This is a genomic window from Pseudomonas sp. Z4-7, assembly GCF_051131965.1.
Taxonomy (GTDB): Bacteria; Pseudomonadota; Gammaproteobacteria; order Pseudomonadales; family Pseudomonadaceae; genus Aquipseudomonas.
Window position 1 is genome coordinate 3,740,102 of sequence record NZ_CP071642.1, and the last position, 23,761, is coordinate 3,763,862.

The 23,761-nt window shown below is 62.1% G+C and carries 21 protein-coding genes; 11 read left to right on the top strand and 10 right to left on the bottom strand.

Translation table 11 applies throughout. From position 1 onward, the window contains the following. Positions 1-39: 39 nt before the first annotated feature. Positions 40-1,977, bottom strand: a complete 1,938-nt coding sequence (locus J3P91_RS16745; protein ID WP_434601149.1) for a bifunctional 5-dehydro-2-deoxygluconokinase/5-dehydro-2-deoxyphosphogluconate aldolase — start codon at positions 1,975-1,977, stop codon at positions 40-42. A gap of 312 nt (positions 1,978-2,289) precedes the next feature. On the opposite strand from J3P91_RS16745, the gene J3P91_RS16750 reads away from it, so the two are divergent. After that, on the top strand, positions 2,290-3,213 hold the full coding sequence (locus tag J3P91_RS16750) for a MurR/RpiR family transcriptional regulator (protein ID WP_434573478.1): 924 nt from the start codon (positions 2,290-2,292) through the stop codon (positions 3,211-3,213). Positions 3,214-3,247: 34 nt separating this feature from the next. After that, the gene (locus J3P91_RS16755) at positions 3,248-3,859 is read left to right on the top strand and encodes a glutathione S-transferase N-terminal domain-containing protein (protein WP_434601150.1); all 612 of its coding nucleotides are present in this window, start codon (positions 3,248-3,250) and stop codon (positions 3,857-3,859) included. A gap of 395 nt (positions 3,860-4,254) precedes the next feature. Here the strand turns inward: J3P91_RS16755 and hcnC are convergent, their stop codons facing one another. Genes hcnC through hcnA form a run of 3 tightly spaced genes read right to left on the bottom strand, consistent with a single transcriptional unit; the run spans position 4,255 to position 7,239 of the window. Next, entirely contained in the window at positions 4,255-5,514 is a 1,260-nt protein-coding gene (gene hcnC / locus J3P91_RS16760; RefSeq protein WP_434601151.1) for a cyanide-forming glycine dehydrogenase subunit HcnC, read from the bottom strand. Beyond that, a complete protein-coding gene (hcnB, locus tag J3P91_RS16765) occupies positions 5,498-6,916 on the bottom strand; it encodes a cyanide-forming glycine dehydrogenase subunit HcnB (RefSeq protein ID WP_434601152.1) in 1,419 nt (472 codons plus the stop codon). Before hcnB ends, hcnC begins: the two co-directional genes overlap by 17 nt. Further along, complete coding sequence (hcnA, locus tag J3P91_RS16770; protein ID WP_434601153.1) at positions 6,913-7,239, bottom strand: cyanide-forming glycine dehydrogenase subunit HcnA; 327 nt, start codon at positions 7,237-7,239, stop codon at positions 6,913-6,915. The genes hcnB and hcnA overlap by 4 nt, the downstream gene beginning before the upstream one ends. 273 nt (positions 7,240-7,512) lie before the next feature. Between hcnA and J3P91_RS16775 the strand changes: the two genes are divergently transcribed. Both J3P91_RS16775 and J3P91_RS16780 read left to right on the top strand, forming a co-directional pair. Then, on the top strand, positions 7,513-8,196 hold the full coding sequence (locus J3P91_RS16775) for a response regulator transcription factor (protein ID WP_305500352.1): 684 nt from the start codon (positions 7,513-7,515) through the stop codon (positions 8,194-8,196). Continuing rightward, positions 8,174-9,559 carry a sensor histidine kinase gene (locus J3P91_RS16780; RefSeq protein ID WP_434601154.1) on the top strand — a complete coding sequence of 462 codons (1,386 nt, stop codon included), beginning with the start codon at positions 8,174-8,176 and terminating at the stop codon, positions 9,557-9,559. Before J3P91_RS16775 ends, J3P91_RS16780 begins: the two co-directional genes overlap by 23 nt. 185 nt (positions 9,560-9,744) lie before the next feature. Here J3P91_RS16780 and J3P91_RS16785 read toward each other — a convergent pair whose 3' ends face one another. The 5 genes from J3P91_RS16785 to J3P91_RS16805 all read right to left on the bottom strand — a co-directional run bounded on the left by J3P91_RS16785 (position 9,745) and on the right by J3P91_RS16805 (position 15,109). Continuing rightward, positions 9,745-9,993, bottom strand: a complete 249-nt coding sequence (locus J3P91_RS16785) for a DUF1652 domain-containing protein (protein ID WP_305500349.1) — start codon at positions 9,991-9,993, stop codon at positions 9,745-9,747. Between the two features lie 233 nt (positions 9,994-10,226). Beyond that, entirely contained in the window at positions 10,227-11,711 is a 1,485-nt protein-coding gene (locus tag J3P91_RS16790) for a PAS domain S-box protein (protein ID WP_434601155.1), read from the bottom strand. Between the two features lie 91 nt (positions 11,712-11,802). Beyond that, entirely contained in the window at positions 11,803-12,936 is a 1,134-nt protein-coding gene (locus J3P91_RS16795) for an HlyD family secretion protein (RefSeq protein ID WP_434601156.1), read from the bottom strand. Further along, a complete protein-coding gene (locus J3P91_RS16800) occupies positions 12,933-14,594 on the bottom strand; it encodes an MFS transporter (protein ID WP_434601157.1) in 1,662 nt (553 codons plus the stop codon). The genes J3P91_RS16795 and J3P91_RS16800 overlap by 4 nt, the downstream gene beginning before the upstream one ends. 236 nt (positions 14,595-14,830) lie before the next feature. Beyond that, on the bottom strand, positions 14,831-15,109 hold the full coding sequence (locus J3P91_RS16805; RefSeq protein WP_434601158.1) for a hypothetical protein: 279 nt from the start codon (positions 15,107-15,109) through the stop codon (positions 14,831-14,833). Between the two features lie 422 nt (positions 15,110-15,531). On the opposite strand from J3P91_RS16805, the gene J3P91_RS16810 reads away from it, so the two are divergent. The 7 genes from J3P91_RS16810 to J3P91_RS16840 all read left to right on the top strand — a co-directional run bounded on the left by J3P91_RS16810 (position 15,532) and on the right by J3P91_RS16840 (position 22,711). Further along, on the top strand, positions 15,532-16,830 hold the full coding sequence (locus J3P91_RS16810; RefSeq protein ID WP_434601159.1) for an OprD family porin: 1,299 nt from the start codon (positions 15,532-15,534) through the stop codon (positions 16,828-16,830). Positions 16,831-17,000: 170 nt separating this feature from the next. Next, positions 17,001-17,822, top strand: coding sequence for an NAD-dependent epimerase/dehydratase family protein (locus J3P91_RS16815; protein WP_434601160.1), 822 nt, complete (start codon positions 17,001-17,003; stop codon positions 17,820-17,822). A 41-nt stretch (positions 17,823-17,863) separates the two neighbouring features. After that, complete coding sequence (locus J3P91_RS16820; RefSeq protein WP_434601161.1) at positions 17,864-18,769, top strand: SMP-30/gluconolactonase/LRE family protein; 906 nt, start codon at positions 17,864-17,866, stop codon at positions 18,767-18,769. Positions 18,770-18,825: 56 nt separating this feature from the next. Further along, positions 18,826-19,797, top strand: coding sequence for a TRAP transporter substrate-binding protein (locus J3P91_RS16825; RefSeq protein WP_434601162.1), 972 nt, complete (start codon positions 18,826-18,828; stop codon positions 19,795-19,797). Positions 19,798-19,874: 77 nt separating this feature from the next. Then, a complete protein-coding gene (locus J3P91_RS16830) occupies positions 19,875-20,402 on the top strand; it encodes a TRAP transporter small permease (protein ID WP_434601163.1) in 528 nt (175 codons plus the stop codon). After that, entirely contained in the window at positions 20,402-21,682 is a 1,281-nt protein-coding gene (locus tag J3P91_RS16835; RefSeq protein WP_434601164.1) for a TRAP transporter large permease, read from the top strand. The genes J3P91_RS16830 and J3P91_RS16835 overlap by 1 nt, the downstream gene beginning before the upstream one ends. A 159-nt stretch (positions 21,683-21,841) precedes the next feature. Beyond that, positions 21,842-22,711 (top strand): aldose 1-epimerase, encoded by an 870-nt coding sequence (locus J3P91_RS16840; protein ID WP_434601165.1) that lies wholly within the window; start codon positions 21,842-21,844, stop codon positions 22,709-22,711. A gap of 132 nt (positions 22,712-22,843) precedes the next feature. Here the strand turns inward: J3P91_RS16840 and J3P91_RS16845 are convergent, their stop codons facing one another. After that, positions 22,844-23,644: a sulfite exporter TauE/SafE family protein gene (locus J3P91_RS16845; protein WP_434601166.1), complete on the bottom strand. Its 801-nt coding sequence runs from the start codon at positions 23,642-23,644 to the stop codon at positions 22,844-22,846. Positions 23,645-23,761 lie beyond the last annotated feature (117 nt).

Sequence of the window (23,761 nt, forward strand, 5' to 3'; positions counted from 1 at the left end):
CAGCGGGAGCAAGCTCCCTCGCCACAAAAGCCCTGTATCTCAGGCACGCGCAGCACGCCAGGCCTCGATCAATTCCACAAACCGGTCCTGCACATCCCGGATCAGCGTTTCATCATCGATCTCCCCGGCCAGCCAGGCCCGGCTCGGTTCCTGGAAGATCGTGCGGCCCACGGCGAACCCACGGCAGGTGGTGCTCCGACGGGCCTGGCGAAAGCCTTCGGCCAACGCGGCGGCAGGGGCGTTGAGGCCCAGCAGCACCACGCCACGGCAATACGGGTCGCGCTGTTGAATCAGCTCGTCGAGCTGCTGCCACTCCTCCGCGCCCTGGGCTTCGATCTTCCACCACGCCGGGAAGATACCCAGGTTGTAGAGGCGCTTGAGGGCACGATAGAGCACGTCCGGGTGCGGTGATGGATGATCCTTGGGCGGTATGACTTCCAGCAACAACTCATGGCCGCTGGCCTGGGAGGCCTTGTACAACCCCATCAATTGCGCCTCTTGCTCCAGGCGCAGCAGCGGTTCGTCGTCAGGATGAAATTGCACCAGGCATTTGATGATCTGCTCTTGTGGCCAGGCAATCAGGTTGCTGCCGATGGAACGGCCGTGTTCGAACGCCAGCGGCCGTGAACCTTGCACCTCCACCGGTCGCGCCACCCACCAGCCGCGCCCGGTGGCAGCGTTCAGCGAATCCTGGCCGAAACGCTGGTCGGCCAGCAGACCGACGTCGGCCTCGATGCCCTGGTGCCGCAGGTCGGCTTCGACCCGCGCCACGGCCTGGATGAATAATTGCTTGAGCTCGCCAATGCTGCTCAACTCGCGACCGCCCTTCTGGGCCAGCTCCACCAATTGTCCGCGATGGTCGAAGGCAAAGATGAACAACTGTTTCCAGGCCTTGCGGGGCACGCTGACCTGGTGCAGCCGTTGCAGCACGGCATCCTGATCGGGCCGGGTGATCGGCACCGGGCTTTGAAATAGATAGTCGAGCTCGGCCCGGGTCGGCATCGCCGGGGCGCAGGCATGGCGCGACACCACCAGGCCGCCGCAGGCATTGGCCAACTGGCAGCAGCGTTCATCGCTGGCATCTTCCAGCCAGCCGGCAAGAAAGCCCGACATGAACGCATCACCGGCGCCCAGTACGTTCAAGACTTCGACTCGAACACCCGGGTAAATCGCACCGTCTTCGAGCCGGGCCGGGATGGCGCCATGGATCACCGTGCAGCCCTGGGGGCCGAGCTTGACCACCAGGGTCGCCGCCGTCAGCGAGCGTACGGTGCGCAGCGCGGTCAGCAGGTCTTCGCTACCGCCGGCAATGAGGAATTCTTCTTCGGTGCCAACGATCAGGTCGAAACGCGGCAGGATGCCTTGCACATGCTGGCTGACCTTCTGGTCGGCCACGAACCGGGTCTCTCCGTCAGCCTTGGCCGCCAGGCCCCAGAGCACCGGCCGATAGTCGATGTCGAGGACGCGCTTGACCTGGTGCTTTTGCGCGTAGTCCAGGGCCTGGATACTGGCCTGGTAGACGCCATCGGTGGAGAAATGCGTGCCGGTGATCAGCAGGGCCTTGCTGGCGGCAATGAAGGTTTCGTCGATGTCTTCGGCGCGCAGCGCCATGTCGGCGCAATTTTCCCGGTAGAACACCAGGGGAAAGGTTTCCCGGTCCTTGATACCCAGCAGGACCATGGCCGTCAGGCGTTCGGGATCGACCTTGATGCCACTGACATCGCAGCCTTCGCGGGCGAGGGACTCCACCAGGAAGCGCCCCATGTGGTCGTCCCCGACCCGGCTCAGCATCGCCGACCGGAGCCCCAGGCGTGCCGTGCCGAAGGCGATGTTGGCAGAGGAACCGCCCAGGTACTTGGCGAAGCTCGAAACATCTTCCAGGCGCGCGCCGACTTGCTGCGCATAGAGGTCGACGCCCAGGCGCCCCAGGCAGATCACATCCAATTGACGCCCACTGGCAAAACGAGTCTGGCCCATGCTGGCTCCTGTTATTTTTATCAGCCTGCGTTTGTCGCCGACACCGGCGCCAACGCTGTTGGTGAATGCAGACTAAAACGAGCCGAGGGCAATAATCAATAATTATTCTATAAATTTTTTACGTGGAATATTTTTTCCAATACGCTACAACCCAGGCGAACCAGACACAGTGCATCGTTTCAGCACTGCTGCAACATTTGTTCGCCCATGATTTTCCCCGCGCCTACGCTGTAGACTGCGACCAGCCAACCTATTGTCGAGGGCCGGCCTTTTTCCGGGCCGCCCTATAAGAACAAGCCAGAAGGATTTTCTATGACCCGCCCCGATGATCTGCCGGCGCCGACCGAGAGCGCGTCCGAACCCGCCCTCCCGAGCCCGCCGATCAATGCCGAGCGCCTGTTGCAACTGATCACCGATGAATACGAAAGCCTGCCGCGCCAGCTCAAACGCATCGCCAGCTACATGAGCCAGCAGAGCGACCGGATCATGGTCGATCGCATCAGCGACATCGCTCGGGAATGCGAAGTGCACCCTTCGGCCATCGTGCGGTTTTCCCAGCGCTTCGGCTTCAGCGGGTTCAGCGAAATGCAGGCGCTGTTTCGCGAGGCGTATACCCACAAGACCACCCCGGTGCAGAACTACCAGCAACGCATTCGCAGCATGATCGCCAACAAGTCGCAGAAGGCCAGCGCCGGCGATCTCGCTCGAGAATGCGTCAACGCCACCCTGTCGGGCATCGAGCGCCTGGGGCTGGAACTCGACGACGAGGCGTTCGAAAAAGCCGTCGACCTGGTGGTCAACGCCGACAACATCTACGTCGTTGGTGTGCGGCGCTCGTTCGCGGTGGCCGATTACCTGGTCTATAACCTTCAGCACACCAACAAGCGTATTCACCTCGTGTCGGGCCTGGGCGGCAGTTATCGCGAGCAGATGCGCAGCGTCCGGGCCAATGATCTGGTGATCGCCATCAGCTTTACCCCGTACGGCAAGGAAACCCAGCACTGCCTGCGCATCGCCCAGCATCACCAGGCCAAGACGCTGATCATCACCGACAGCAACCTGTCGCCCCTGGCCAAGCGGGCCAATGCGGTGCTGCTGGTGAACGAAGGCAGCTCGTTCGCCTTTCGCTCGTTGAGCGCCACCCTGTGCCTGTGCCAGGCGCTGTTCATCGCCGTGGCCTACCGGCTTGAACTCAAGGTTGATGAAATCCACGAACAGGTCGGATTCGAAGATTGAGCCCGGCCTGAAACAAACCGCTGAAGGAGAAGCCATGAAGCTGATCGGCATGCTGGACTCGCCCTATGTACGACGCGTCGCCATTACCGCCAAGCGCCTGGGCATCGCCCTGGAACACCAATCGGTTTCGGTGTTCAGGCATTTCGAGCAATTCCAGGGCATCAACCCGGTGGTCAAGGCCCCGACCCTGGTGCTGGATGATGGCTCGGTGTTGATGGACTCGACCTTGATCATCGATTACCTGGAAACCTTGGCCGGGCCCGGGAAGAGCCTGATGCCGAGCGATCCGGGGCAACGGTTGCAATCGTTGCAACTGATCGGGTTGGCATTGGCGGCGTGCGAAAAATCGGTGCAGATCTATTACGAACGCACTTTGCGCCCAGCACAAATCCAGCATGAGCCGTGGCTCGCGCGGGTGTCGGGCCAGTTGCTGGCGGCATATGGCGAGTTGGAAAAGGCATTGGTGAAACAACCATTGCCCACCGATGGCTCGCTCGACCAGGCCGGCATCAGCGTCGCGGTGGCATGGACTTTCACCAACCTGTTGGTGGCCGATCAGGTGCAAGGCAAGGCTTTCCCGCAGATCAGCGCGTTTACCGCTTATGCCGAAGGCCTGGAAGCGTTTGTCAGTACACCGGTGGAGTAACCTCCCATAGTACAAAACCTGTGGGAGCGAGCTTGCTCGCGATGACGGCACACCAGTCACCATCGATGTCGACTGTCCTGATGCTATCGCGAGCAAGCTCGCTCCCACAAAGGACTTGTGCTTGACGAAAAACCTGCGACCAGCCGAAAAACAATGTGGGAGCGAGCTTGCTCGCGATGGCGCCAGCGCATCAACATTGATGTCGACTGACACGCCGCTTTCGCCAGCAGGCTCGCTCCCACACAGGACTTGTGCTTGACGAAAAACCTGCGACCAGCCGAAAAACAATGTGGGAGCAAGCCTGCTCGCGAAGGCGCCAGTGCATCGACATTGGCATCGACTGACACGCCGCTTTCGCGAGCAGGCTCGCTCCCACACTGGGTTCGACCCGGCTCTCAGGCCGGTTGCATTTTCCTCGGTTCTGCAACCGCCGCCACTTCAAACCGGTCCGCCAGGAACGGTGTGATGTCCAGCGGCAACGGCTCGTCGTTCACCAGTTTGTCCAGCAGCACCCCGGTGATGGCCGAGGTCAGGATGCCGGTGCGAAAATGCCCGCAGGCGTTGAGGTAGCCCTCCACGCCGCGCATCGGCCCAAGGATCGGCAACTCATCCGGTGAGCCGGGACGCAGGCCGGCCCAGGTGCGTTTCAGGTTGATGTCGGCCAGTTGCGGGATACACCGCACCGCGCCTTGCACCAATCCCTCGATTTCAGGGTAGGTGGTGGTCACGTCGAACCCTTTGTCTTCCGTGGTGCTGCCGATCAGGATCTCGCCGTTGTCCTTCTGCGCCACATAACAATCGCTGGTGGTCAGGCATCCGCTGAGGATTTTCGGCATGCGCTCGGTCAGCAGGATCTGCCCCTTGACCGGTTTGACCGGAATCCGCACGCCCGTCGCCTGCTCGCTCAAGTCCGCCGCCCAGGCGCCGGCAGCATTGATCAACGTCCGGCAGTTGAAGTTGCCGGCTTCGGCGGTTTTCACCCCTGTCACCCGACTGCCATTACGCAACACGTCAGTCACATCGGTGTTGAAGAACAGATCAACACCATTCTGCCGCGCGCCCTCGGTGTAGGCGTCGGCCAGGCGGAATGGGCTGACCTGGTGGTCGCAGAGAAACTCCAGCGCGCCCAAGGCCTCATGGCTGACACTCGGCTCGGCCTCGCGCAACGCCGCCTGGTCGAGCCAGCGCACCTGATCAGCCAGGTGGGGAATGCAGGCGACAATGTGTTCGGCGTAGGAGCGGTCCTCATCGTCATAGATCACGAACTTGAGCCCGGTCTCTTCAAACTTGAAATCCATGCCGTGACGCTCGATCAGTTCCCTGTGCAATTGCGGATACATCGCATTGGACTGCAAGGCGAAATCGAAAAACGAGTCGGGCAGGATATGCGGCGTGCTGGCATCCACCGCCACGGCGGCGCCTTGGGCCTGGCGCTTGCGGTTGGCCGACATCATGCGGAAAAAAATCACCCCACAGCCCAGCCCCACCGATTCGCCGATGGCCCACAGGCCGCCGGCGGACGCGCGGGTGGCGTTGCCTGGACGCTTGGCATCGATCAGGGCGATCTTCAGGTGCTTGCGCTTGGACAGTTGATAGGCGCAGGACGCCCCGATCACCCCACCACCGGCGATCACTACGTCATAGTGCCTGATCATGGGATAGCGCCTCCGGGTCGTCGTTCTGGAACGCAGAGAAAGGAATCGGATCGATCGGAAAACGTGGCCGTAGCCAGCCCACATCGGTCCGTCCGGTAGCTTCGCGCAGGCGGTCGCTGCAGTAGCCGACACACAGGCGACCCTGGCAATCGCCCATGCTCACCCGGGTGCGCATTTTCAGGCTGGCCATGTCTTGCACGCCCTGTTCAAGGGCGCGGTCGATGTCCGCGCGGGTGGCGTGTTCGCAACGGCAGATCACCGTATCGGCGGCTGGCAGCGCGGTTTGCCCGGCGCCGCGCCGGGTGTAGCGATCAACGGCGGCGCGAAAGCGAATGATCCGGTCCAATTGGACCTGATAGCGCCTGCGGCGCCCTAGCGCCGTGGCCTCATCCAGGACATTACGCTGCAGCAGGACCGACAACGCCGCGATGCGCCCGCTCAACATGGCCGCTTCACCGCCGCGGATCCCGCCCATGTCGCCCGCCAGGTGGATATGCGCTTCGCTGCTGCGCTGCCAGGCATCGGACACGGCGCGCAGGTAGCCGTCCTCGCTGAAGCCATGGTCAAGCCCCATCTGCTGGCTCAACTGCGTGCGCGGAATAAACCCGTAGCCGACCGCCAGCGTCTCGGCCGACAGCTGTTCGGCCTGTCCGAGGTCCGGCTTCCAATCGGCGGAGTAAGGCGCAACGGTCACGCTGCTCAGTTCACCCGCGCCCTCGGCGCGCACCACGCCCCAACCATAGCGCACCCGGATGCGGTGCCGCTTGAGGTACGCCAGCATGCCCAGGCCATCGAGAAACAATTGCGGTTTGTTCAATAACGCCAGGCTTTCCTTGGCGATCCTGCCGAAGGCACAGGCTTCGTAGACACCCGCCACGGTGACGCCCGAGGCGTGCAGCTGGCAGGCTACCAAGGGCAGCAACGGGCCGGTGCCGGCAATCACCACCGGGCTCGGCGGCTTGACCACGCCACTCTTGATCTGCAATTGCAGGCCACCGAGCATCATCACCCCCGGCAGTGTCCAGCCGGGGAACGGCACACTACGTTCATGACAACCGGCTGCCAGGATCAACTGGGAATAGGCCACTTCCCGCAAGCGCTCGTCGCCGTCCAGCAGCATCAGGGCCCGGACGCCCTCGGCACCGATGACCCGACTGCCCAGTCGCACATCAATCAGGCCGGCGTTGCGCTGGAATTCCCCATGGAGCTTTGCCAGGGCCTCACTGTAGCGCGCCCCGAGGTAGTCCAGGCTCACCCCATCGCGCAACGGCCCGCGGTACACCACGCCGCCCACGCGTGGCGCTTCTTCGAGCAGCGTGCAACGCAGACCATTGGCGGCCAGCTCGATGGCCGCCGCCATACCCGCCGGCCCGCCGCCGACAATCACCGGATCGAGGTTCATGGCGCCTCCGTTGCGGCGATGCGATTGACCCGGGTTTCGATCTGCATGCCCGGTCGCACCAGCGTCTGGCAGGCCCGTCGCTTGTGGCGGCCATCGATCCTGACGAGGCAGCATTGGCAAATGCCCATGCCGCAGTAGGCACCGCTCACCTGGCCGTGGTCGTTGCGGGCCACCTGGCGTTGGCCCATGGCCTGGATGACGGTGAGTACGGTCTCACCCTCGGCGGCGTCGACAGTCTGGCCGTCCAGGCGAACGCTCATGTCGGCCCGTTTCAGCGGTTGAATATCGAATTTACGGCGTAGAACATTCTGGGAGTTGATCATGCGACTCATCCTTAAGGTTCAGTAGGTCTCGGCTCCTTGCGCCACTTGCCACCAGCTTCTCGTCAGTGCCCGCCAGCGACAGCGCGGCGGAACACAGCGAGGGACGCAGCATGATGGTGCGTGCCGGAATATGTTAGGGATTATTTGTGACGAAGTATTGATCCAGGCCAGGGAATGCATTTGCCGGCGCCCATGAACTTTTTTTCAGAAAGCCGACAGGTAATCTTTGGCAGAATGCTGCGCAATGGCTCCACTTCCCAACCGGTAACGCCCATGAACCGTATCCTGACCATCGAAGACGACGCCGTGACCGCCCGTGAAATCGTCGCCGAACTGACCCGCAACGGCCTGGACGTCGACTGGGTCGACAACGGCCGCGAGGGCCTGGAGCGGGCGGTCAGCGGTGACTATGACCTGATCACCCTCGACCGCATGCTGCCTGAACTCGACGGCCTGGTGATCGTCACCCAGCTGCGCAGCATGGGCGTGGCCACGCCGATCCTGATGATCAGCGCCCTCTCCGATGTCGACGAGCGGGTGCGTGGCTTGCGGGCCGGTGGCGACGATTACCTGACCAAGCCGTTCGCCACCGACGAAATGGCCGCCCGGGTCGAAGTGCTGCTGCGCCGCAACAACGGCGCCCGCGAGCCGGAAACCGTGCTGCGGGTGGCGGACCTGGAGCTGAATCTGATCAGCCGCGAGGCCAGCCGCAACGGCCAGTTACTGAGCCTGCTGCCCACCGAATACAAGTTGCTGGAATTTCTGATGCGCAACAGTGGCCAGATCCTCTCGCGCATGATGATTTTCGAAGAAGTCTGGGGTTATCACTTCGACCCGGGCACCAACCTGATCGACGTCCACATCGGTCGCCTGCGCAAGAAGATCGACCCGCCGGGCCTGGAACCGCTGATTCGCACGGTACGAGGCTCCGGCTATGTCATTGCTGAACCCCGCTAAGGGCTGGCGCTCCTCCAGCAGCCGCCTGCTGGCGCTGTACAGTTCGCTGTTCGTGATCTGGAGCGCGATCCTGATGGGGGTCATGTATTACGAGGTGTTCGGCTACCTCGACAGCCTCGCCAAGCATTCCCTGATGCAGCGCCAGCACCTGTTCGCGCGCATCCATGGCGAACAGCTGGAAGACGCGCTCATGGCCAGCCTGTCGCTGGATGAACGCGGCGTCGACGCCTACGGCCTGTTCGACCCGCAGCTGCGCCATCTGAGCGGACCGATCCAGCGCATCCCCGCCGACCTGCCGCTGGACGGCAAGATCCATATGCTCGGTGGCTGCGTCGACTCCGACGACCCGATGATCCCCTCCGACAGTTGCGACGCGGTCGCGACCCGGACCCAGGACGGCCGCTGGCTGGTATTGGCGCGGGACAACGGCTCGCTGTTCGCCGTGACCCGCATCATCCTGCACGCGCTGCTCTGGGGGGTCTCGTTGACTATCCTGCCGGGCATCGCCGGCTGGCACCTGTTGCGACGTCGACCGCTGCGGCGTATCCGCGCCTTGCAGGCCAGCGCGGAAGCCATCGTCGCCGGCGACCTGACCCATCGCCTGCCGCTGTCGAGCCGTCGCGATGAACTGGACATGCTGGCAGCCATCGTCAATGCCATGCTCGATCGCATCGAACGGCTGATGAATGAGGTCAAGGGCGTCTGCGACAACATCGCCCATGACTTGCGCACCCCGCTGACGCGCCTGCGTGCCCAGCTTTATCGCATCCAGCAGGAGGCCGCGGACGGCTCCCCGGAAGCGTTGCAGATGGATCAGGTGATCGCCGAGACCGATACGCTGATGGCGCGGTTTCGCGGTCTGTTGCGGATTTCGGAACTGGAGGACCAGCAGCGCCGCTCCGGTTTCGTGCGTCTGGATCCGTTGCAGTTGTTGCACGAACTGCATGACTTCTATCTGCCGCTGGCCGAGGAACGCGAGCTGGTGTTCAAGCTGGAAGTGCCCGACACCCTGCCCTTGCTCAACGGTGACCGGGCATTGTTGTTCGAGGCGGTGTCGAACCTGTTGAGCAACTCGATCAAGTTCACCCCATCGGGCGGCGAGGTGATCCTGCGGGGCGTCGACCAGGGCGACAGCAGCCGCATCGAAGTGCTCGACTCAGGCCCTGGCATTCCCGAGGCGGAACGCAAGGCGGTGTTCCGGCGCTTCTACCGCGCCGAGGGCAGCAGCCAGCACGGCGGCTTCGGCCTGGGCCTGTCGATCGTCGCGGCGATTGTCACGCTGCACGGGTTTACGCTGGAGGTGGATCGCAGCGAGCTGGGCGGGGCGCGGTTGGCGCTCGATTGTCGGGCGACGCTGCTTTGATTACGCAGTCCCATTGATGACGCGGTCTCCGTGGCGAGGGAGCTTGCTCCCGCTCGGCTGCGCAGCAGTCGCAAGCTGTTAAACGCGATGTGCCTGGGGACTGCCGATTCGACAGGTTTGGGATCGCTGCGCGGTCCAGCGGGAGCAAGCTCCCTCGCCACGGGGGATCGCGTCGGGCTTAAGAATCAGGCCGGATCGCTGCGATGCAGCGGCGTGTTGTACAGCTCATAACGCAGTTCATCGATCAGCTTGTTCAAGCCTTCCTCGGAGCGGATGCTGTCGACGCTCATGCCGCTCACCACCAGGTCGACCTCGCCGCTTTCCTGGCGGTACAGGCGAATGGTCAGGGTGCCGTCGCCGTTGAGGCTGCATTCACAGGCCAGTGGCGCAAAGCTTTGCTCGAGACGGGTACGTAACGGAGCCAGATGGGTCATCTGTGTACCTCAGCTTCGAAGTCGCAAATGACCGGTGGCCGGCCTCCTGGCTCCCATAGACGTCCTGTGGATCTCACACTTGAAGGGTTTGCTGCACATCGGGGCGTATTCCTTGACTGTTTCGTGGGGACGCGGCGTTCAACAGCAATGCCGCACCCCTCCAGCCTAGGGAGGTTATAGCCTGCGCAGAACCTGAATTTGCACCAGAATACCAGGTGCATTTGCACTGGCTATCATGGTGCCTTTATCCGCCATTCGTTCGCGAACAAGCCCCGCTCCCGCGCCCAGACAATCGCCTCGCTACGACTATGAACGTCGAGTTTCGAATACAGCGTCGCCACGTGATTGCGCACGGTGTTGGGGGCCAGTTTCAAGCGCGCGGCGATTTCCTTGTCGGCCAGGCCCTCGCAAATCAGCCCCAGTACGTCACGTTCGCGGGCGGTCAGCTCAGTGAACGACGTCGTGGGGGTCTGCGCATTGATACTCTTCACGTTGGCCAGTTTTTCGATCAGCGTACGGCTGAACCACGACGCGTCCTTCATCACTTCTTCGATGGCCGCTACCAGCTCCAGCTCCGAGCGCTTGCGTTCGGTGATATTCATCAGCACCAGCAGGAAACATGGCTTGCCCTGGATGATGACGGTATCGGCCGCCACTTCGCAGTCGATCTGCTCCCCGCCTTTCTTGTGCACCTTGACGTCGACCCTGGACACGGTGGCAGTCTTTTCCAGGCGCCCGAACAACGTCGCCGCCGCTTCCTTCTCGAGGAAGCCGATCTCCTCCACGGTCTTGCCCAACAGCTCTTCGCTGGCATAACCCGTCGCCTGGAGGAAGGCCTCGTTGATTTCCGCCAGTTGCAGCTCGGCGCTACAGATCAGCGTCGGCACCGGTGACAGCCGGAACGACTTGGCAAAACGCTCCTCGCTCTGGCGCAGCGCCGTTTCGGCCTTGCGCCGCGGCTCCATGTCCATGAACGAAAACAGCATGCAGTCTTCATCGTGGAGGTCCAGCGGCTGGCCAGCGACGATCACCTGTTTGTTGGTGCCATCGGGCAAGCGCAGTTCGGCCTGCATCTGCGGGATGGTCGCGCCCTGCCCCAGGCGCTCGACGGCCAGATCGCGCTTTTCGGCAGCCTCGAGCACATCCAGTTCATACACCGAACGCCCGATCACCTCTTCGCGGCTGTAGCCAGTCATTTCCAGGAAACCCGCGTTGACCTTGATATAGCGCAAATCGCTGAGACGGCAGATCACCGCTGGTGCCGGGTTGGCGCCGAAGGTTTTCTCGAAGCGCTGTTCGGCGCTGGCCCATTCCGTGGCATCGCTGAGAATCAGCACCAGGTATTCCGGCTCGTCGTTGCGGTCGGTCAGCACCATGCTGCGGATGCGGTGCACCCAGGTGCGGTCCGGATCGGCCACGGGCGTGACCTCCACCAGCACATCGCTGAATTCGTCGCCGCGAGCGACGCGGGCGATGGGATAGTTGTCTTCGGGGAGCGAATGGTTGTTGCGATAACGCAAATTGAAACGCCGGGCGTACTCCTTGGCGTTGGCGCCCAACTCGCCAAGCTCCTCGACTCCGTGCATGGTCAAGGCCGCTTCGTTGGCCCAGGCAATCGTCTGGTCGACTTCGATCAGCATCACGCCATCCGATAGCCCGGCGATGATCTGCAGCAGTTGGCGGCGATTGGTATCGGTGCTCGGGACTTCCAGATTCATTGGATCTCCGTGGGGGTCAGAAACGCATGGAGGTTACGACTCCTGCACGAGTGACGCGTTCCCTGTGCAGGAAACGGCTTTCTTCTGCGGGTCATTGCTGTTCGGCGGCCGTGTCGATGCTCACCACCACCGACATCCCCGGCCGCAGGCGTTCACTTTCGGGCTGGTCCGGATCCACGGTGATGCGAACCGGAACGCGCTGGGCAATCTTGACGAAATTGCCGGTGGCGTTGTCGGCCTGCAGCAGGCTGAACTCGGAACCGGTGGCCGGGGAAATGCGTTCGACATGCCCCTGGAAGCGGCGATGGCCGAGGGCATCCACGGTGAAGCTTGCCGGCTGACCGACCCGTACCTTGTCCATCTGGGTTTCCTTGAGGTTGGCGATCACCCACTTCTGGTTCGGCACCAGCGCCATCAACTGCGCTCCGGAATTGACGTAGGCGCCCAGGCGCACGCCGATCTGCCCCAGCTGACCGTCCCGTGGCGCCAACACGCGCGTGTTGGACAGGTCAATGCGCGCCAGTTGCACCGCCGCCTCGGCGCTGGCGACAGCCGCTTCCAGGGAGCCGCGGTTGACGATGACGGTTTGCCGGTCCTGACGGGCAATTTCCAGGCTGGCCTGGGCCTGGGCGACGGCCGCGGTGGCTTGGGCGCTGGCGGCGCGACTGATATCCAGTTCACGCCTGGACACCGAACCGTCCTTTATCAACGCCTCGTTGCGGCGCAGGTCGGCGGCGGCTTTGTGGGCCTGGGCCTGGCTGTCGGCCAGCGCGGCCTGGCGCAGCTTGATGCTCGCCTCGGCGCTGTTGCGCTGCTGTACGACGTTGGCCAGGGCCGCCTGTTGCACCGCCAGCTGCGCCAGCGCCTGGTCGAGCCGTTGCCGGTAGATGCGGTCATCCAGGCGCACCAGCAGATCGCCGGCCTTGACGAACTGGAAGTCCTGCACCGGGACTTCATGGACGTAACCACTGAGCTGCGGCCCGATAATCGTCACCTGCCCGCGCACCAGAGCATTCTCGGTGGTTTCCACGGCGCTGCTGAACGGCGGCAATTGCCAGGCATAAAGCACCACCAGCACGCCGACAATCGCCACTGCGGCGAATCCGAGGGATGAAAGCACCCGCACTCGCAGAGAGCGCGGTTTTGTCGCCGGAGCGGCAGGAGGCGCCTGGTCTTCCGGCGTATCGGCGATGGCGTTGGTGGTCGTGGTGGTCGGCTCGGTCATGGAGAAGTGGCACCGCTGGGTTGTGTCGAAGGGGCAGGCGCTGCGGCGGCGGGCTGGGTGGTGCTCATCAGCCACAGGGCACGAATGGAAATCCAGATCATGGTCAGCACGGCGATCACCGCGATCAGCATGAACACGTCGTTATAGGCAAGTATGTTGGCTTCGCGGGTAGCGGCCGTGGCGAGGCTGCGAAGGCCTTGCAGGTGACGCAGGCCCGGATCGGCAATCAGCGAACCCACCGCCGAACCGCCGCTGTCCACCCGCGCGGCGACGCGAGGGTCGAACTGACTCAGGTTCTCCACCAGATGGCTGGAATGGAATTTCTCGCGTACCACCTGGAACGTGCCGAGCACCGCGGCCCCCACCAGGCCGCCGAGGCTCTGGCAGATCCCGAACAGCACGGAAAAACTCACCAGGTTTCGCGGGTTGGTCAGCACATTGCGCACACCCAGGATCATCGTCGGCCCGAGGAAGAACGTGCTGCCGAATGCCAGCAGGAACTGGCTGAAATACATGTTTTGCGGACGGCTCAGGTTGTTCGAATAACTGTCCATCACCGACCCCGTGGCCATCAACGCCAGGGAAATGATCAGCGGCATGAACAGGTGCGCCGGGTTGATCGTCAGCGCACTGGTCACCAGCCCGGCGATACTGCCGATCAGCATCACCACATAAAGGCTGTGCATCTGCTGGCTGCTCATGTTCAGCGCTTGCAGGAAACCCACCGCCCCGGTGGACTGTTCCGAGGTCACCATGCGGATCAGAATCACCGCCAGGGCCAGGCGGATCATCACCCCGCTGCCGAGCCAACGCGTCATCAGCATCGGGTTGCTGCGGTTATGTTCGATCGCCAGGCCTGCCATGATCAGCACGATGGAAGCCGCCGAGGCCACGCCGATCCATGGCGCTTCCAACCACCAGTCGATGCGCCCCAGCGACAACACCGCGCACAGCAAGGCGACGCCGCTGGCGAGCACGGTGAAGGTCAGGAAGTCGAGTTTTTCAAAGGTCTTGAAGCGATCACCCGGCGGCAACTTGAGCAGCAGCACGCAGCCCAGCGACAGCAGCGCCATGCCCAGCTCGAACAGGTACAAGCCGCGCCATTCGGCGGTTTGCAGCAGGTCTTCAGAGAACAGCCGGGCCATTGGCAGCGCCAGCTGCGAAGTGCCCAAGCCCAACACCAGCGCCTTGAGCCGCCACTTGGCCGGGAAAGCCTGGACCATGTAATACAGGCCCAGGGAGCTGAGGGCCGCACCCACCATGCCATGGGCCGCACGCACGGCGATCGCCGAGTTCAGGTCGTTGACGAACAGATGGCCGAAGGTCACCAGGGCGTAGAGCGCCAGGAACACTTCGGTGAACGCGCGCAAGCCGAACTGCTGGCGGAACTTCACCAGCAGCAGGTTCATCGAGACGTTAGTCATGACGTAGGCCGCGGGCAACCAGGCCATCTCCGCCGTGGTGGCGCCCAGGGACCCTTGCAGATAGGGCAGATTGGCGATCACCAGCGAATTGCCCAAGCCCCCGGTCAATGCCACCAGCACGCCCACCAGCGCGTAGGCAAGCCGCTTGGGCGTGGGATGCAACGGCGTCGAGGGCGAACCGGGCAGCGTCGGCCGTTCGTGCGGCTGCCAGGCGCGCGGGGTGTAGTGATCCATTCAAAAACCTTGCGGGAACATAGCGATAATAGGCCGCTGGAAACTTTCCAGATGCCTGTTCGACGACAAGGACCGCCAAGAAGTGCCGCAGTCGCTTTCGTGGCGAGGGAGCTTGCTCCGGCTGGGCTGCGCAGCAGCCCAATCACTGGCAACTTGGCGACAATGATGCAAGGTGTTCAAGAGGGGCTGCTACGCAGCCAGCGGGAGCAAGCTCCCTCGCCACGGATCGTGATGGTTCAGGCGTCGCTAGCAGGGCCCGCCGCCTTCGAGCGGGCGCGATCCTTGGCGGCCTTGGCCTCGGCGGCCAGGCACTCCAGGCAGAACTGCTCGGCGTAAGACATGAGGATTTCGGTGGTGTCGCCCTTGATCGTGCGCGAGCCCGCAAGAATGTAGCGCATGCGTTTTTCAGTGATGCCGATGCGCAAGGCAATCCAGGCCGGCGTCTGGCCGATGCGGTCGACGAGTTTGTTGGCATATTCGGTGGAATGGTTGTAACGCTCGGCGTTGGGAAACATGAGGAGGGTCCATGGAAGGGAATCAAAGCAGGGCGGCAGGTTACTCCTTTTTGCGCTGGCAGCCTGTTTTTGTGCCTGTTCGATGACTGGAAACGCCGCCGATGCTTTGTGGCGAGGGAGCTTGCTCCCTCGCCACAAAAGCTTTATAGGCAGGCCCATTCGACTAATGTCTTAGACCAGTCATCGCACAACCCGATCTGCTCGCAGCTATTCTTCAGACCGCGGCATGCCTCACAGCGAAGCCCTTCCAGCCTAAGGTGCGCCCATAACCCCACGAGATGCCCACCCATCAGCGGCTATCGGGAAGCAAAATTCGCAGTAATGGCCAGTTGACAAGAATCACCCGCCACCAAATAATCCCTGCCATGTTGTACGACGACGTATAACAGATAAAAACAACAAAAAAGCAAGGGAGCGTCAGAGTGAGCACACGTGTCCGTTTTTCGCCCAACAACCGTCCAACCCGTCCTTTTTCCCCATCGAATGTCGCCCTGGGCCTGATCAGTTGCAGCAGCCTGGCCATGTTCCTGCCCATGACCGCCAGCGCCGCAGGTTTTGTCGATGACGCCAAAGCCACGCTGAATCTGCGCAACGCCTATTTCAACCGCAACTTCGTCAACGGCGCCGCCGCCCAAGGCAAAGCCGAGGAATGGACTCAAAGCTTCATCCTCGACGCCAAGTCCGGTTTCACCCAAGGCACGGTCGGCTTCGGCGTGGACGTGCTCGGCCTGTACTCGGTCAAGCTCGACGGCGGTCGCGGCACCGCCGGTACCCAGCTGCTGCCGGTGCACGACGACGGTCGCCCGGCCGATGACTTCGGCCGGTTGGGCGTGGCCCTCAAGGCCAAGGTCTCGAAGACTGAATTGAAAGTCGGCGAGTGGATGCCGGTGCTGCCAATCCTGCGTTCCGACGATGGCCGCTCCCTGCCGCAAACCTTTCAGGGCGGCCAGGTCACTTCCACCGAGATCAACGGCCTGAGCCTCTATGGCGGCCAGTTCCGTGGCAACAGCCCGCGTAACGACGCGAGCATGGAAGACATGTCGATGAACGGCCGCGGTGCCTTCACTTCCGACCGTTTCAACTTCGGCGGCGGCGAATATGCCTTCAACGAAAAACGCACCCAGGTCGGTGTCTGGTACGCGGAACTGTCCGACATCTACCAGCAGCAATATTTCAACCTGACCCACAGCCAACCCATGGGCGACTGGACCCTGGGCGCCAACCTGGGCTACTTCACCGGCAAGGAAGACGGCAGCGCCCTGGCCGGCGACCTGGATAACAAGACCGCGTTCGCCATGCTCTCGGCCAAATACGGTGGCAACACCTTCTATGTCGGCCTGCAGAAAGTCGGCGGCGATGATGCCTGGATGCGCGTCAACGGCACCAGCGGCGGCACCCTGGCGAACGACAGCTACAACTCCAGCTATGACAACGCCAAGGAAAAATCCTGGCAACTGCGCCACGACTTCAACTTCGCCGCTGTCGGCGTGCCGGGCCTGACCCTGATGAACCGCTACATCAGCGGTGACAACGTGCACACCGCTACCGTCGACGATGGCAAGGAATGGGGCCGCGAGACTGAGCTGGCGTATACCGTGCAGAGCGGTGCGCTGAAGAGCCTTAACGTAAAATGGCGTAACGCATCGATTCGTCGCGACTTCAGCACCAACGAATTCGACGAGAACCGGATCTTCATCAGCTACCCGATTTCGCTGCTGTAACGGAAGGATTCAGCCTGGGCGCATCCCATGGCAATCTACGGCAAGGACGCCGTTCCAGAGCGGTTCGTCGATCAAACGTTGACAAGGCAGCAGAAGGATAAGGATATTCGCCCTCGGTCGTACGACAACTTATAACAACTGTACCTCTCACTGTTTGCTCAGGTAATGCCATGACCACGACACAGATTCGCCACCCTTTCAATCGCTTGCTGTTGACCGGCGCCGCCGGCGGCCTTGGCAAAGTCTTGCGCGAACGCCTCAAGCCTTACGCCCGCCATATTCGCCTGTCGGACATCGCCAACATGGCATCGGCCATCGACGAAAGCGAAGAAGTGGTGCCCTGCGACCTGTCGGATAAACAGGCCGTGCACCAATTGGTGGAAGGCGTCGACGCCATCCTGCATTTTGGCGGTGTGTCGGTCGAGCGTCCGTTCGAAGAGATCCTCGGCGCCAACATCAGCGGCGTGTTCCATATTTATGAAGCGGCGCGCAAGCACGGCGTCAAGCGCGTGATCTTCGCCAGTTCCAACCACGTCATCGGCTTCTACAAGCAGGACCGGACCCTCGACGCCCTCTCCCCTCGCCGTCCGGATGGCTACTACGGCCTGTCCAAGTCCTACGGCGAAGACATGGCCAGCTTCTACTTCGATCGCTACGGCATCGAGACCGTGAGCATCCGCATCGGCTCGTCATTCCCGGAACCACAGAACCGCCGGATGATGAGCACCTGGCTGAGCTTCGACGACCTCACCCAACTGATCGAATGCTCGCTCTACACCCCGAAGGTCGGCCACACCGTGGTCTACGGCATGTCCGCCAACCGCGACGTCTGGTGGGACAACAGCCATGCCGCGCACCTGGGCTACCAGCCCAAGGATACGTCGGAAATCTTCCGCGCCAAAGTCGAAGCCCAGCCGATGCCGGCCGAGGATGACCCGGCCAGGATCTACCAGGGCGGCGCCTTTGTTGCTGCCGGCCCGTTCGACAACTGATTCGCCTGTTTCATGGGATACACACGAACCAAGGAATCGCCATGCAAGCCGAATTGATTGTCGACGCACGCAATGCCGTCGGGGAAAGCCCCGTGTGGGTCCCCGAGGAAAATGCCCTCTATTGGGTGAACATCCCCAGCGGCGGCCTGCAACGCTGGAACGCCAGCACTGGAAAAATCCAGGGCTGGGAAGCACCGGAAATGCTCGCCTGCATTGCCCGTCACCAGGACGGCGGCTGGGTCGCGGGCATGGAAAGCGGTTTCTTCCGTCTGCAGCCCAATGACGATGGCAGCCTGGACAGCGAGCTGTGCGCCAGCGTCGAGCACAGCCGTACCGACATGCGCCTCAACGATGGCCGCTGTGATCGCCAGGGCCGTTTCTGGGCCGGCAGCATGGTGCTGAACATGGGCGCCAACGCCGACGAAGGCCGGATGTACCGTTTTGACGCCGGGCAAAGCAGCCCGGTCGAGCCACAGCTCAGCGGTTTCATCGTGCCCAACGGCTTGGGTTTCAGCCCCGACGGACGGACGATGTACCTCTCCGATTCGCACCCGTTGATCCAGCAGATCTGGGCCTTCGACTACGACATCGACAGCGGCACCCCGTCCAACCGGCGCCTGTTCGTCGACATGATGCCCCTGGCCGGTCGCCCGGACGGCGCGGCGGTGGATGCCGACGGTTGCTACTGGATCTGCGCCAATGACGCCGGGCTGATTCACCGTTTCACCCCGGACGGACGCCTCGACCGTTCGCTGGAAGTGCCGGTGAAAAAACCGACCATGTGCGCCTTCGGCGGCAGCCAGCTCGACACCCTCTTCGTCACCTCGATCCGCCCGGGTGACGACAATGATCCGCAATCCCTGGCCGGTGGCGTGTTCGCCCTCAACCCCGGCATCAAGGGCCTGGCTGAACCGGCTTTCGGAGGATGGAAACACGCCGCGAACTGATCTGCTTTGCCGCTTCACATCGATAGACATAAAAACAACAACACTGGAGATTGACCATGAATTTCAAACGCACGCTTTTGATCGCGGCCTTGCCCTTGGCCTTTCTGGCCCAGGCGGCACACGCTGAACTTACCCTGAAAATCGCCGACATCCACCCCAAGGGCTACCCGACCGTAGTCGCCGAGGAGTCCATGGGTAAAGCCCTGGAAGCCGAGAGCAAGGGCGAACTGAAGTTCAAGTTTTTCCCAGGTGGCGTACTGGGTTCCGAAAAAGAAGTCATCGAGCAAATGCAAGCCGGCGCGATCCAGATGTCCCGGGTCAGCCTGGGCATTGTCGGCCCTGTGGTGCCGGACGTGAACGTCTTCAACATGCCGTTCATCTTCCGCGACCAGGCGCACATGCGCGCCGTCATCGACGGCGACGTGGGCGACGCGATCCTCGACCGGATCACCAACTCCGAATTCGGCCTGGTGGCCCTGGCCTGGATGGACGGCGGCACCCGCAACCTCTACACCAAGAAACCGGTGCGCAAGCTCGAAGATCTGAAGGGCATGAAGATTCGCGTCCAAGGCAACCCGATGTTCATCGAGACCTTCAACGCCATGGGCGCCAACGGTATCGCCATGGACACCGGCGAGATCTTCAGCGCCCTGCAGACCGGCGTGATCGACGGCGCGGAAAACAACCCGCCGACCATGCTTGAGCACAACCACTACCAGAACGCCAAGTTCTACAGCCTGACCGGCCACCTGATCCTGCCAGAGCCGATCGTGATGTCGAAAATCACCTGGAACAAGCTCACGCCGGAGCAACAGGACATGGTGAAAAAAGCCGCCAAGGCAGCCCAGGCTGAAGAGCGCGTGCTGTGGGACAAGAAGTCCGCCGCCAGTGAAGAAAAACTCAAGGCCGCCGGCGTCGAGTTCATCACCGTCGACAAAAAACCCTTCTATGACGCCACCGCGCCGATCCGGGCCAAATACGGTGCTCCGTACGCCGATCTGATCAAGCGCATCGAGGCTGTCCAGTAAGACCCTCTTAATCTGTACTCATGAAAAGGCTGGGCGCGCCTGCGGTTAAAAGGCGCGCCCAGTTACGGTGGAACCCGATGAAGAATTTGCTGCTGCGTATCAACGACACGATTTACATGACTTGCATCTGGGTGGCCGGCCTCTCTGTCCTGGCAGTTGCGCTGATGATTCCCTGGGGTGTGTTTGCCCGTTACGTGCTCGGCTCAGGCTCGAGCTGGCCGGAGCCCACCGCGATCTTGCTGATGATCGTATTTACCTTCATTGGTGCTGCTGCCAGCTACCGCTCCGGCTCGCACATGGCCGTGGACATGGTCACCAGCCGCATGCCCCCGCACTTGCAAACCCTGGCTTCGGTGTTCACCCAGCTGTTGATGGCGGCGGTATGCATTTTCATGACTGTCTGGGGCGCCAAGCTGTGCATGACCACCTGGAACCAGTTCATGAGCGCCATCCCCACCCTGCGCGTCGGCATCACCTACATGCCGATCCCGATCGGTGGTTTCCTGACCCTGATTTTTGTCCTGGAAAAACTCTTGCTGGGTGATCAAAGCAAGCGTCGGGTCGTGCAGTTCGACCTGGTTGAAGAAAACGAAGGTGCCGCTTAATGGACGCTCTGATTCTGCTGGGCAGTTTTTTGTTGTTGATCCTGATCGGCATGCCGGTCGCCTACGCGCTGGGCGCTGCCGCCCTGATCGGGGCGTGGTGGATCGATATTCCGTTCCAGGCCATGATGATTCAGGTAACGGGCGGGGTGAATAAATTCTCGTTGCTGGCCATTCCGTTCTTCGTCCTGGCCGGCGCGATCATGGCCGAGGGCGGCATGTCCCGCCGATTGGTGGCATTCGCCAGTGTGTTGGTAGGCTTCGTGCGCGGTGGCCTGTCTTTGGTCAACCTCGTGGCCTCGAGTTTTTTTGGCGCGATCTCCGGCTCCTCGGTGGCCGATACCGCCTCGGTCGGCTCGGTGCTGATCCCGGAAATGACACGCCGGGGCTATCCGCGTGAATACGCCACCGCCGTCACCGTCAGTGGTTCGGTACAAGCGCTGCTGACGCCGCCCAGCCACAACGCGGTGCTGTACTCCCTCGCCGCTGGCGGCACCGTCTCCATTGGTTCGCTGTTCATGGCCGGCATCGTCCCCGGCATCATGATGAACCTGTGCCTAATGGCGCTGTGCCTGGTTTTTGCGAAAAAGCGCAATTACCCCAAGGGCGAAGTGATTCCGCTCAAGCAAGCGTTGAAGATCTGCAAGGAAGCCATGTGGGGCATGATGACCCTGTTCATCATCCTTGGCGGCATTCTCTCGGGTGTGTTCACCGCCACCGAATCGGCCGCGATTGCCGTGGTGTGGGCATTCTTCGTCACCATGTGTATCTATCGCGACTACAAGTGGAGCGAGTTGCCGAAACTGATGCACCGTACGGTACGCACCATCTCCATCGTGATGATCCTGATCGGCTTCGCCGCCAGCTTCGGCTACATCATGACGCTGATGGAGATTCCGGCGAAGATCACCACCGCGTTCCTGACACTGTCGGACAACCGCTACGTGATCCTGATGTGCATCAACGTGATGTTGCTGCTGTTGGGCACCGTGATGGACATGGCGCCGCTGATCCTGATCCTGACGCCAATCCTGATGCCAGTGATCGTGGGCATCGGTGTGGACCCGGTGCAGTTCGGCATGATCATGCTGGTGAACCTCGGTATCGGCCTGATCACGCCACCGGTGGGCGCGGTGTTGTTCGTCGGTTCCGCCATCGGCAAGGTCAGCATTGAAAGTACCGTGAAGGCGCTGCTGCCGTTCTACGCCATGCTGTTCCTGGTGCTGATGCTGGTGACCTACGTTCCTGCCATTTCGTTGTGGCTGCCGCATCTGGTGTTGTAACCCCAACAGTGAGCAAGCCCTCTTGTGGCGAGGGAGCTTGCTCCCGCTGGACTGCGCAGCAGGCCCCTCCGGTGTCAATCGGGGCGTCTGCTTCGCAGCCGAGCGGGAGCAAGCTCCCTCGCCACAAAAGCTTTCAGCCCTTACAAAAAAGACGCCGCCATGACACCACCTCTCCTTCATCTCGAAGACGAACTCACCCGCCTCACCCTGGCTCCGCACCTGGGCGCCAGTCTCGTTGAATGGACATTGCGCAGCACCGGTGCGCCGTTGCTGCGCCCGCCCGCACCGCAAGCACTGGAAAACCGCCTCCCGGGAAAACTCGGCTGCTTCCCGTTGATCCCCTGGTCGAACCGGATCGCCCAAGGCGGTTTCGACTGCCCGGGCGGCTGGCTCGCCCTGGAAGCCAATAGCCCCAACGACCCCTTTCCGATCCATGGCAGTGCCTGGCAGCAGCCCTGGCAGATTACCGAACGAACTGATCAGGAAGTCTTGCTGCAGCTGGACAGCCAAACCCCGTTCGCCTATTGCGCCAGCCTGCGGATCCGCTTGAGCGGCGGCCAACTCCAAATCGCCCTGCACGTCACCCACATGGCCGAACAGGCCGCCTGGCACGGGTTGGGCTTGCATCCATATTTGCCACGCACCGCCGGCACTCGCCTGCAAACTCGTGCCAGCGAAGTCTGGATGTGCGACGTCTCGAAACTGCCAACGGAACTGAGGGATATTCCCTCGGAGTGGGATTTCCAGCAACTTCGGTCATTGCCCGACACCCTCGTCGACAACGGCTTCGGCGGCTGGGACGGACGATGCCTGATCCAGCAACCTGACTTGGGCTACGAACTGGAATGTCGCGCCAGCGGCAGCGAATATTTCCTGCTGTACTGCCCCGTCGGTCTGGATTTCTTCTGCATCGAACCGGTCAGCCATCCGGTCAACGCTCATCATCTGCCAGGACGGCCGGGGTTGCGCTTGCTGGAGCAAGGGCAGTCGGTGGCGTTGGGGTTTTCGATGCAATGCCGAGAACTATAGGCGCGCCAATCCCCGTGGCGAGGGAGCTTGCTCCCGCTGGACTGCGCAGCAGGCCCCTGCGGTGTCAATCGGGGCGTCTGCTTCGCAGCCGAGCGGGAGCAAGCTCCCTCGCCACAAAAGCCTTCTCCTGCGCTAAGCCCGCAACAACATGAACCCCGCCACGGCCAGACACACCCCGGCAAACCCCACCTGCAACCCCCGCGCCGGAAGCTTCGCGGAGAATCGTCGCCCCAAAGTCATTCCGACGATGCTCGCCGCAATGAACGCCGCCCCTACCCGGTCGATGCTGACCCCGGCATGAAACGCGCCCACCACGCCGATCAACGAAATCAGGCTGATGACCATCAAGGAGGTGGCGACAATGCCGCGCATCTGCACGTCGGTCAGTTGCTTGAACGCCGGGACTATCAGGAAACCGCCACCCACGCCCAGCAGGCCCGAAACCATGCCCGTGACCGCGCCCAACGCCGACAGCGTGGCGGTGCAGCGGGCGGTCCAGGCCAGGCGCCCGGTCTGCTGATCCAGCATGCAGTTTTTCTGGCCCCAACTGGCTGCGCCGTGGTCGCTGGGTCCCGGCTGCGGGGTTTCCCGGCGCAGCATGCGCGCCGCCACCAGCACCATCAGCAAGCTGAACAGAATCATCAGGATTTTTTCCGTGAGCTGGTGGGCGAAATAGACACCCACCGGCGAGAACACCGCGCCCAGCAGCGCAATGAGCAACGCAGCGCGGTAACGCACCAGCCCATGGCGCAACCCATCGATGGCGCCGACAGCTGCGGCGCTGCCCACCGCAAACAACGCCACCGGCGCGGCCTGGGTCATGCTCCAACCCAGGCCCAACACCAACGCCGGCACGGCCAGAATTCCACCGCCCGCCCCTGTCAGGCCAAGGATCAGGCCCATGATCACACCAAAAAAACTTGCCAGTAACATAACCGTCTCTCAAGCCGCGCACACCTGTTGTCAGGTGTGATCGCATTTGCAGGACGCGGTGGCCCTCACTTAAGCTGCGGACCATATGTTGTAAGTCCCAAGCGTTGCAACCCGCTA

Excerpts from the sequence above, each read along its gene's own strand:
- J3P91_RS16805 (WP_434601158.1), bottom strand. The coding sequence starts at position 15,109 with ATGTTTCCCAACGCCGAGCGTTACAACCATTCCACCGAATATGCCAAC.
- J3P91_RS16825 (WP_434601162.1), top strand. The coding sequence starts at position 18,826 with ATGAATTTCAAACGCACGCTTTTGATCGCGGCCTTGCCCTTGGCCTTT.
- J3P91_RS16815 (WP_434601160.1), top strand. The coding sequence starts at position 17,001 with ATGACCACGACACAGATTCGCCACCCTTTCAATCGCTTGCTGTTGACC.
- J3P91_RS16775 (WP_305500352.1), top strand. The coding sequence starts at position 7,513 with ATGAACCGTATCCTGACCATCGAAGACGACGCCGTGACCGCCCGTGAA.
- hcnA (WP_434601153.1), bottom strand. The coding sequence starts at position 7,239 with ATGATCAACTCCCAGAATGTTCTACGCCGTAAATTCGATATTCAACCG.
- J3P91_RS16745 (WP_434601149.1), bottom strand. The coding sequence starts at position 1,977 with ATGGGCCAGACTCGTTTTGCCAGTGGGCGTCAATTGGATGTGATCTGC.
- J3P91_RS16795 (WP_434601156.1), bottom strand. The coding sequence starts at position 12,936 with ATGACCGAGCCGACCACCACGACCACCAACGCCATCGCCGATACGCCG.
- J3P91_RS16790 (WP_434601155.1), bottom strand. The coding sequence starts at position 11,711 with ATGAATCTGGAAGTCCCGAGCACCGATACCAATCGCCGCCAACTGCTG.
- hcnB (WP_434601152.1), bottom strand. The coding sequence starts at position 6,916 with ATGAACCTCGATCCGGTGATTGTCGGCGGCGGGCCGGCGGGTATGGCG.
- J3P91_RS16840 (WP_434601165.1), top strand. The coding sequence starts at position 21,842 with ATGACACCACCTCTCCTTCATCTCGAAGACGAACTCACCCGCCTCACC.
- J3P91_RS16755 (WP_434601150.1), top strand. The coding sequence starts at position 3,248 with ATGAAGCTGATCGGCATGCTGGACTCGCCCTATGTACGACGCGTCGCC.
- hcnC (WP_434601151.1), bottom strand. The coding sequence starts at position 5,514 with ATGATCAGGCACTATGACGTAGTGATCGCCGGTGGTGGGGTGATCGGG.
- J3P91_RS16835 (WP_434601164.1), top strand. The coding sequence starts at position 20,402 with ATGGACGCTCTGATTCTGCTGGGCAGTTTTTTGTTGTTGATCCTGATC.
- J3P91_RS16800 (WP_434601157.1), bottom strand. The coding sequence starts at position 14,594 with ATGGATCACTACACCCCGCGCGCCTGGCAGCCGCACGAACGGCCGACG.
- J3P91_RS16845 (WP_434601166.1), bottom strand. The coding sequence starts at position 23,644 with ATGTTACTGGCAAGTTTTTTTGGTGTGATCATGGGCCTGATCCTTGGC.
- J3P91_RS16785 (WP_305500349.1), bottom strand. The coding sequence starts at position 9,993 with ATGACCCATCTGGCTCCGTTACGTACCCGTCTCGAGCAAAGCTTTGCG.
- J3P91_RS16780 (WP_434601154.1), top strand. The coding sequence starts at position 8,174 with ATGTCATTGCTGAACCCCGCTAAGGGCTGGCGCTCCTCCAGCAGCCGC.
- J3P91_RS16820 (WP_434601161.1), top strand. The coding sequence starts at position 17,864 with ATGCAAGCCGAATTGATTGTCGACGCACGCAATGCCGTCGGGGAAAGC.
- J3P91_RS16750 (WP_434573478.1), top strand. The coding sequence starts at position 2,290 with ATGACCCGCCCCGATGATCTGCCGGCGCCGACCGAGAGCGCGTCCGAA.
- J3P91_RS16830 (WP_434601163.1), top strand. The coding sequence starts at position 19,875 with ATGAAGAATTTGCTGCTGCGTATCAACGACACGATTTACATGACTTGC.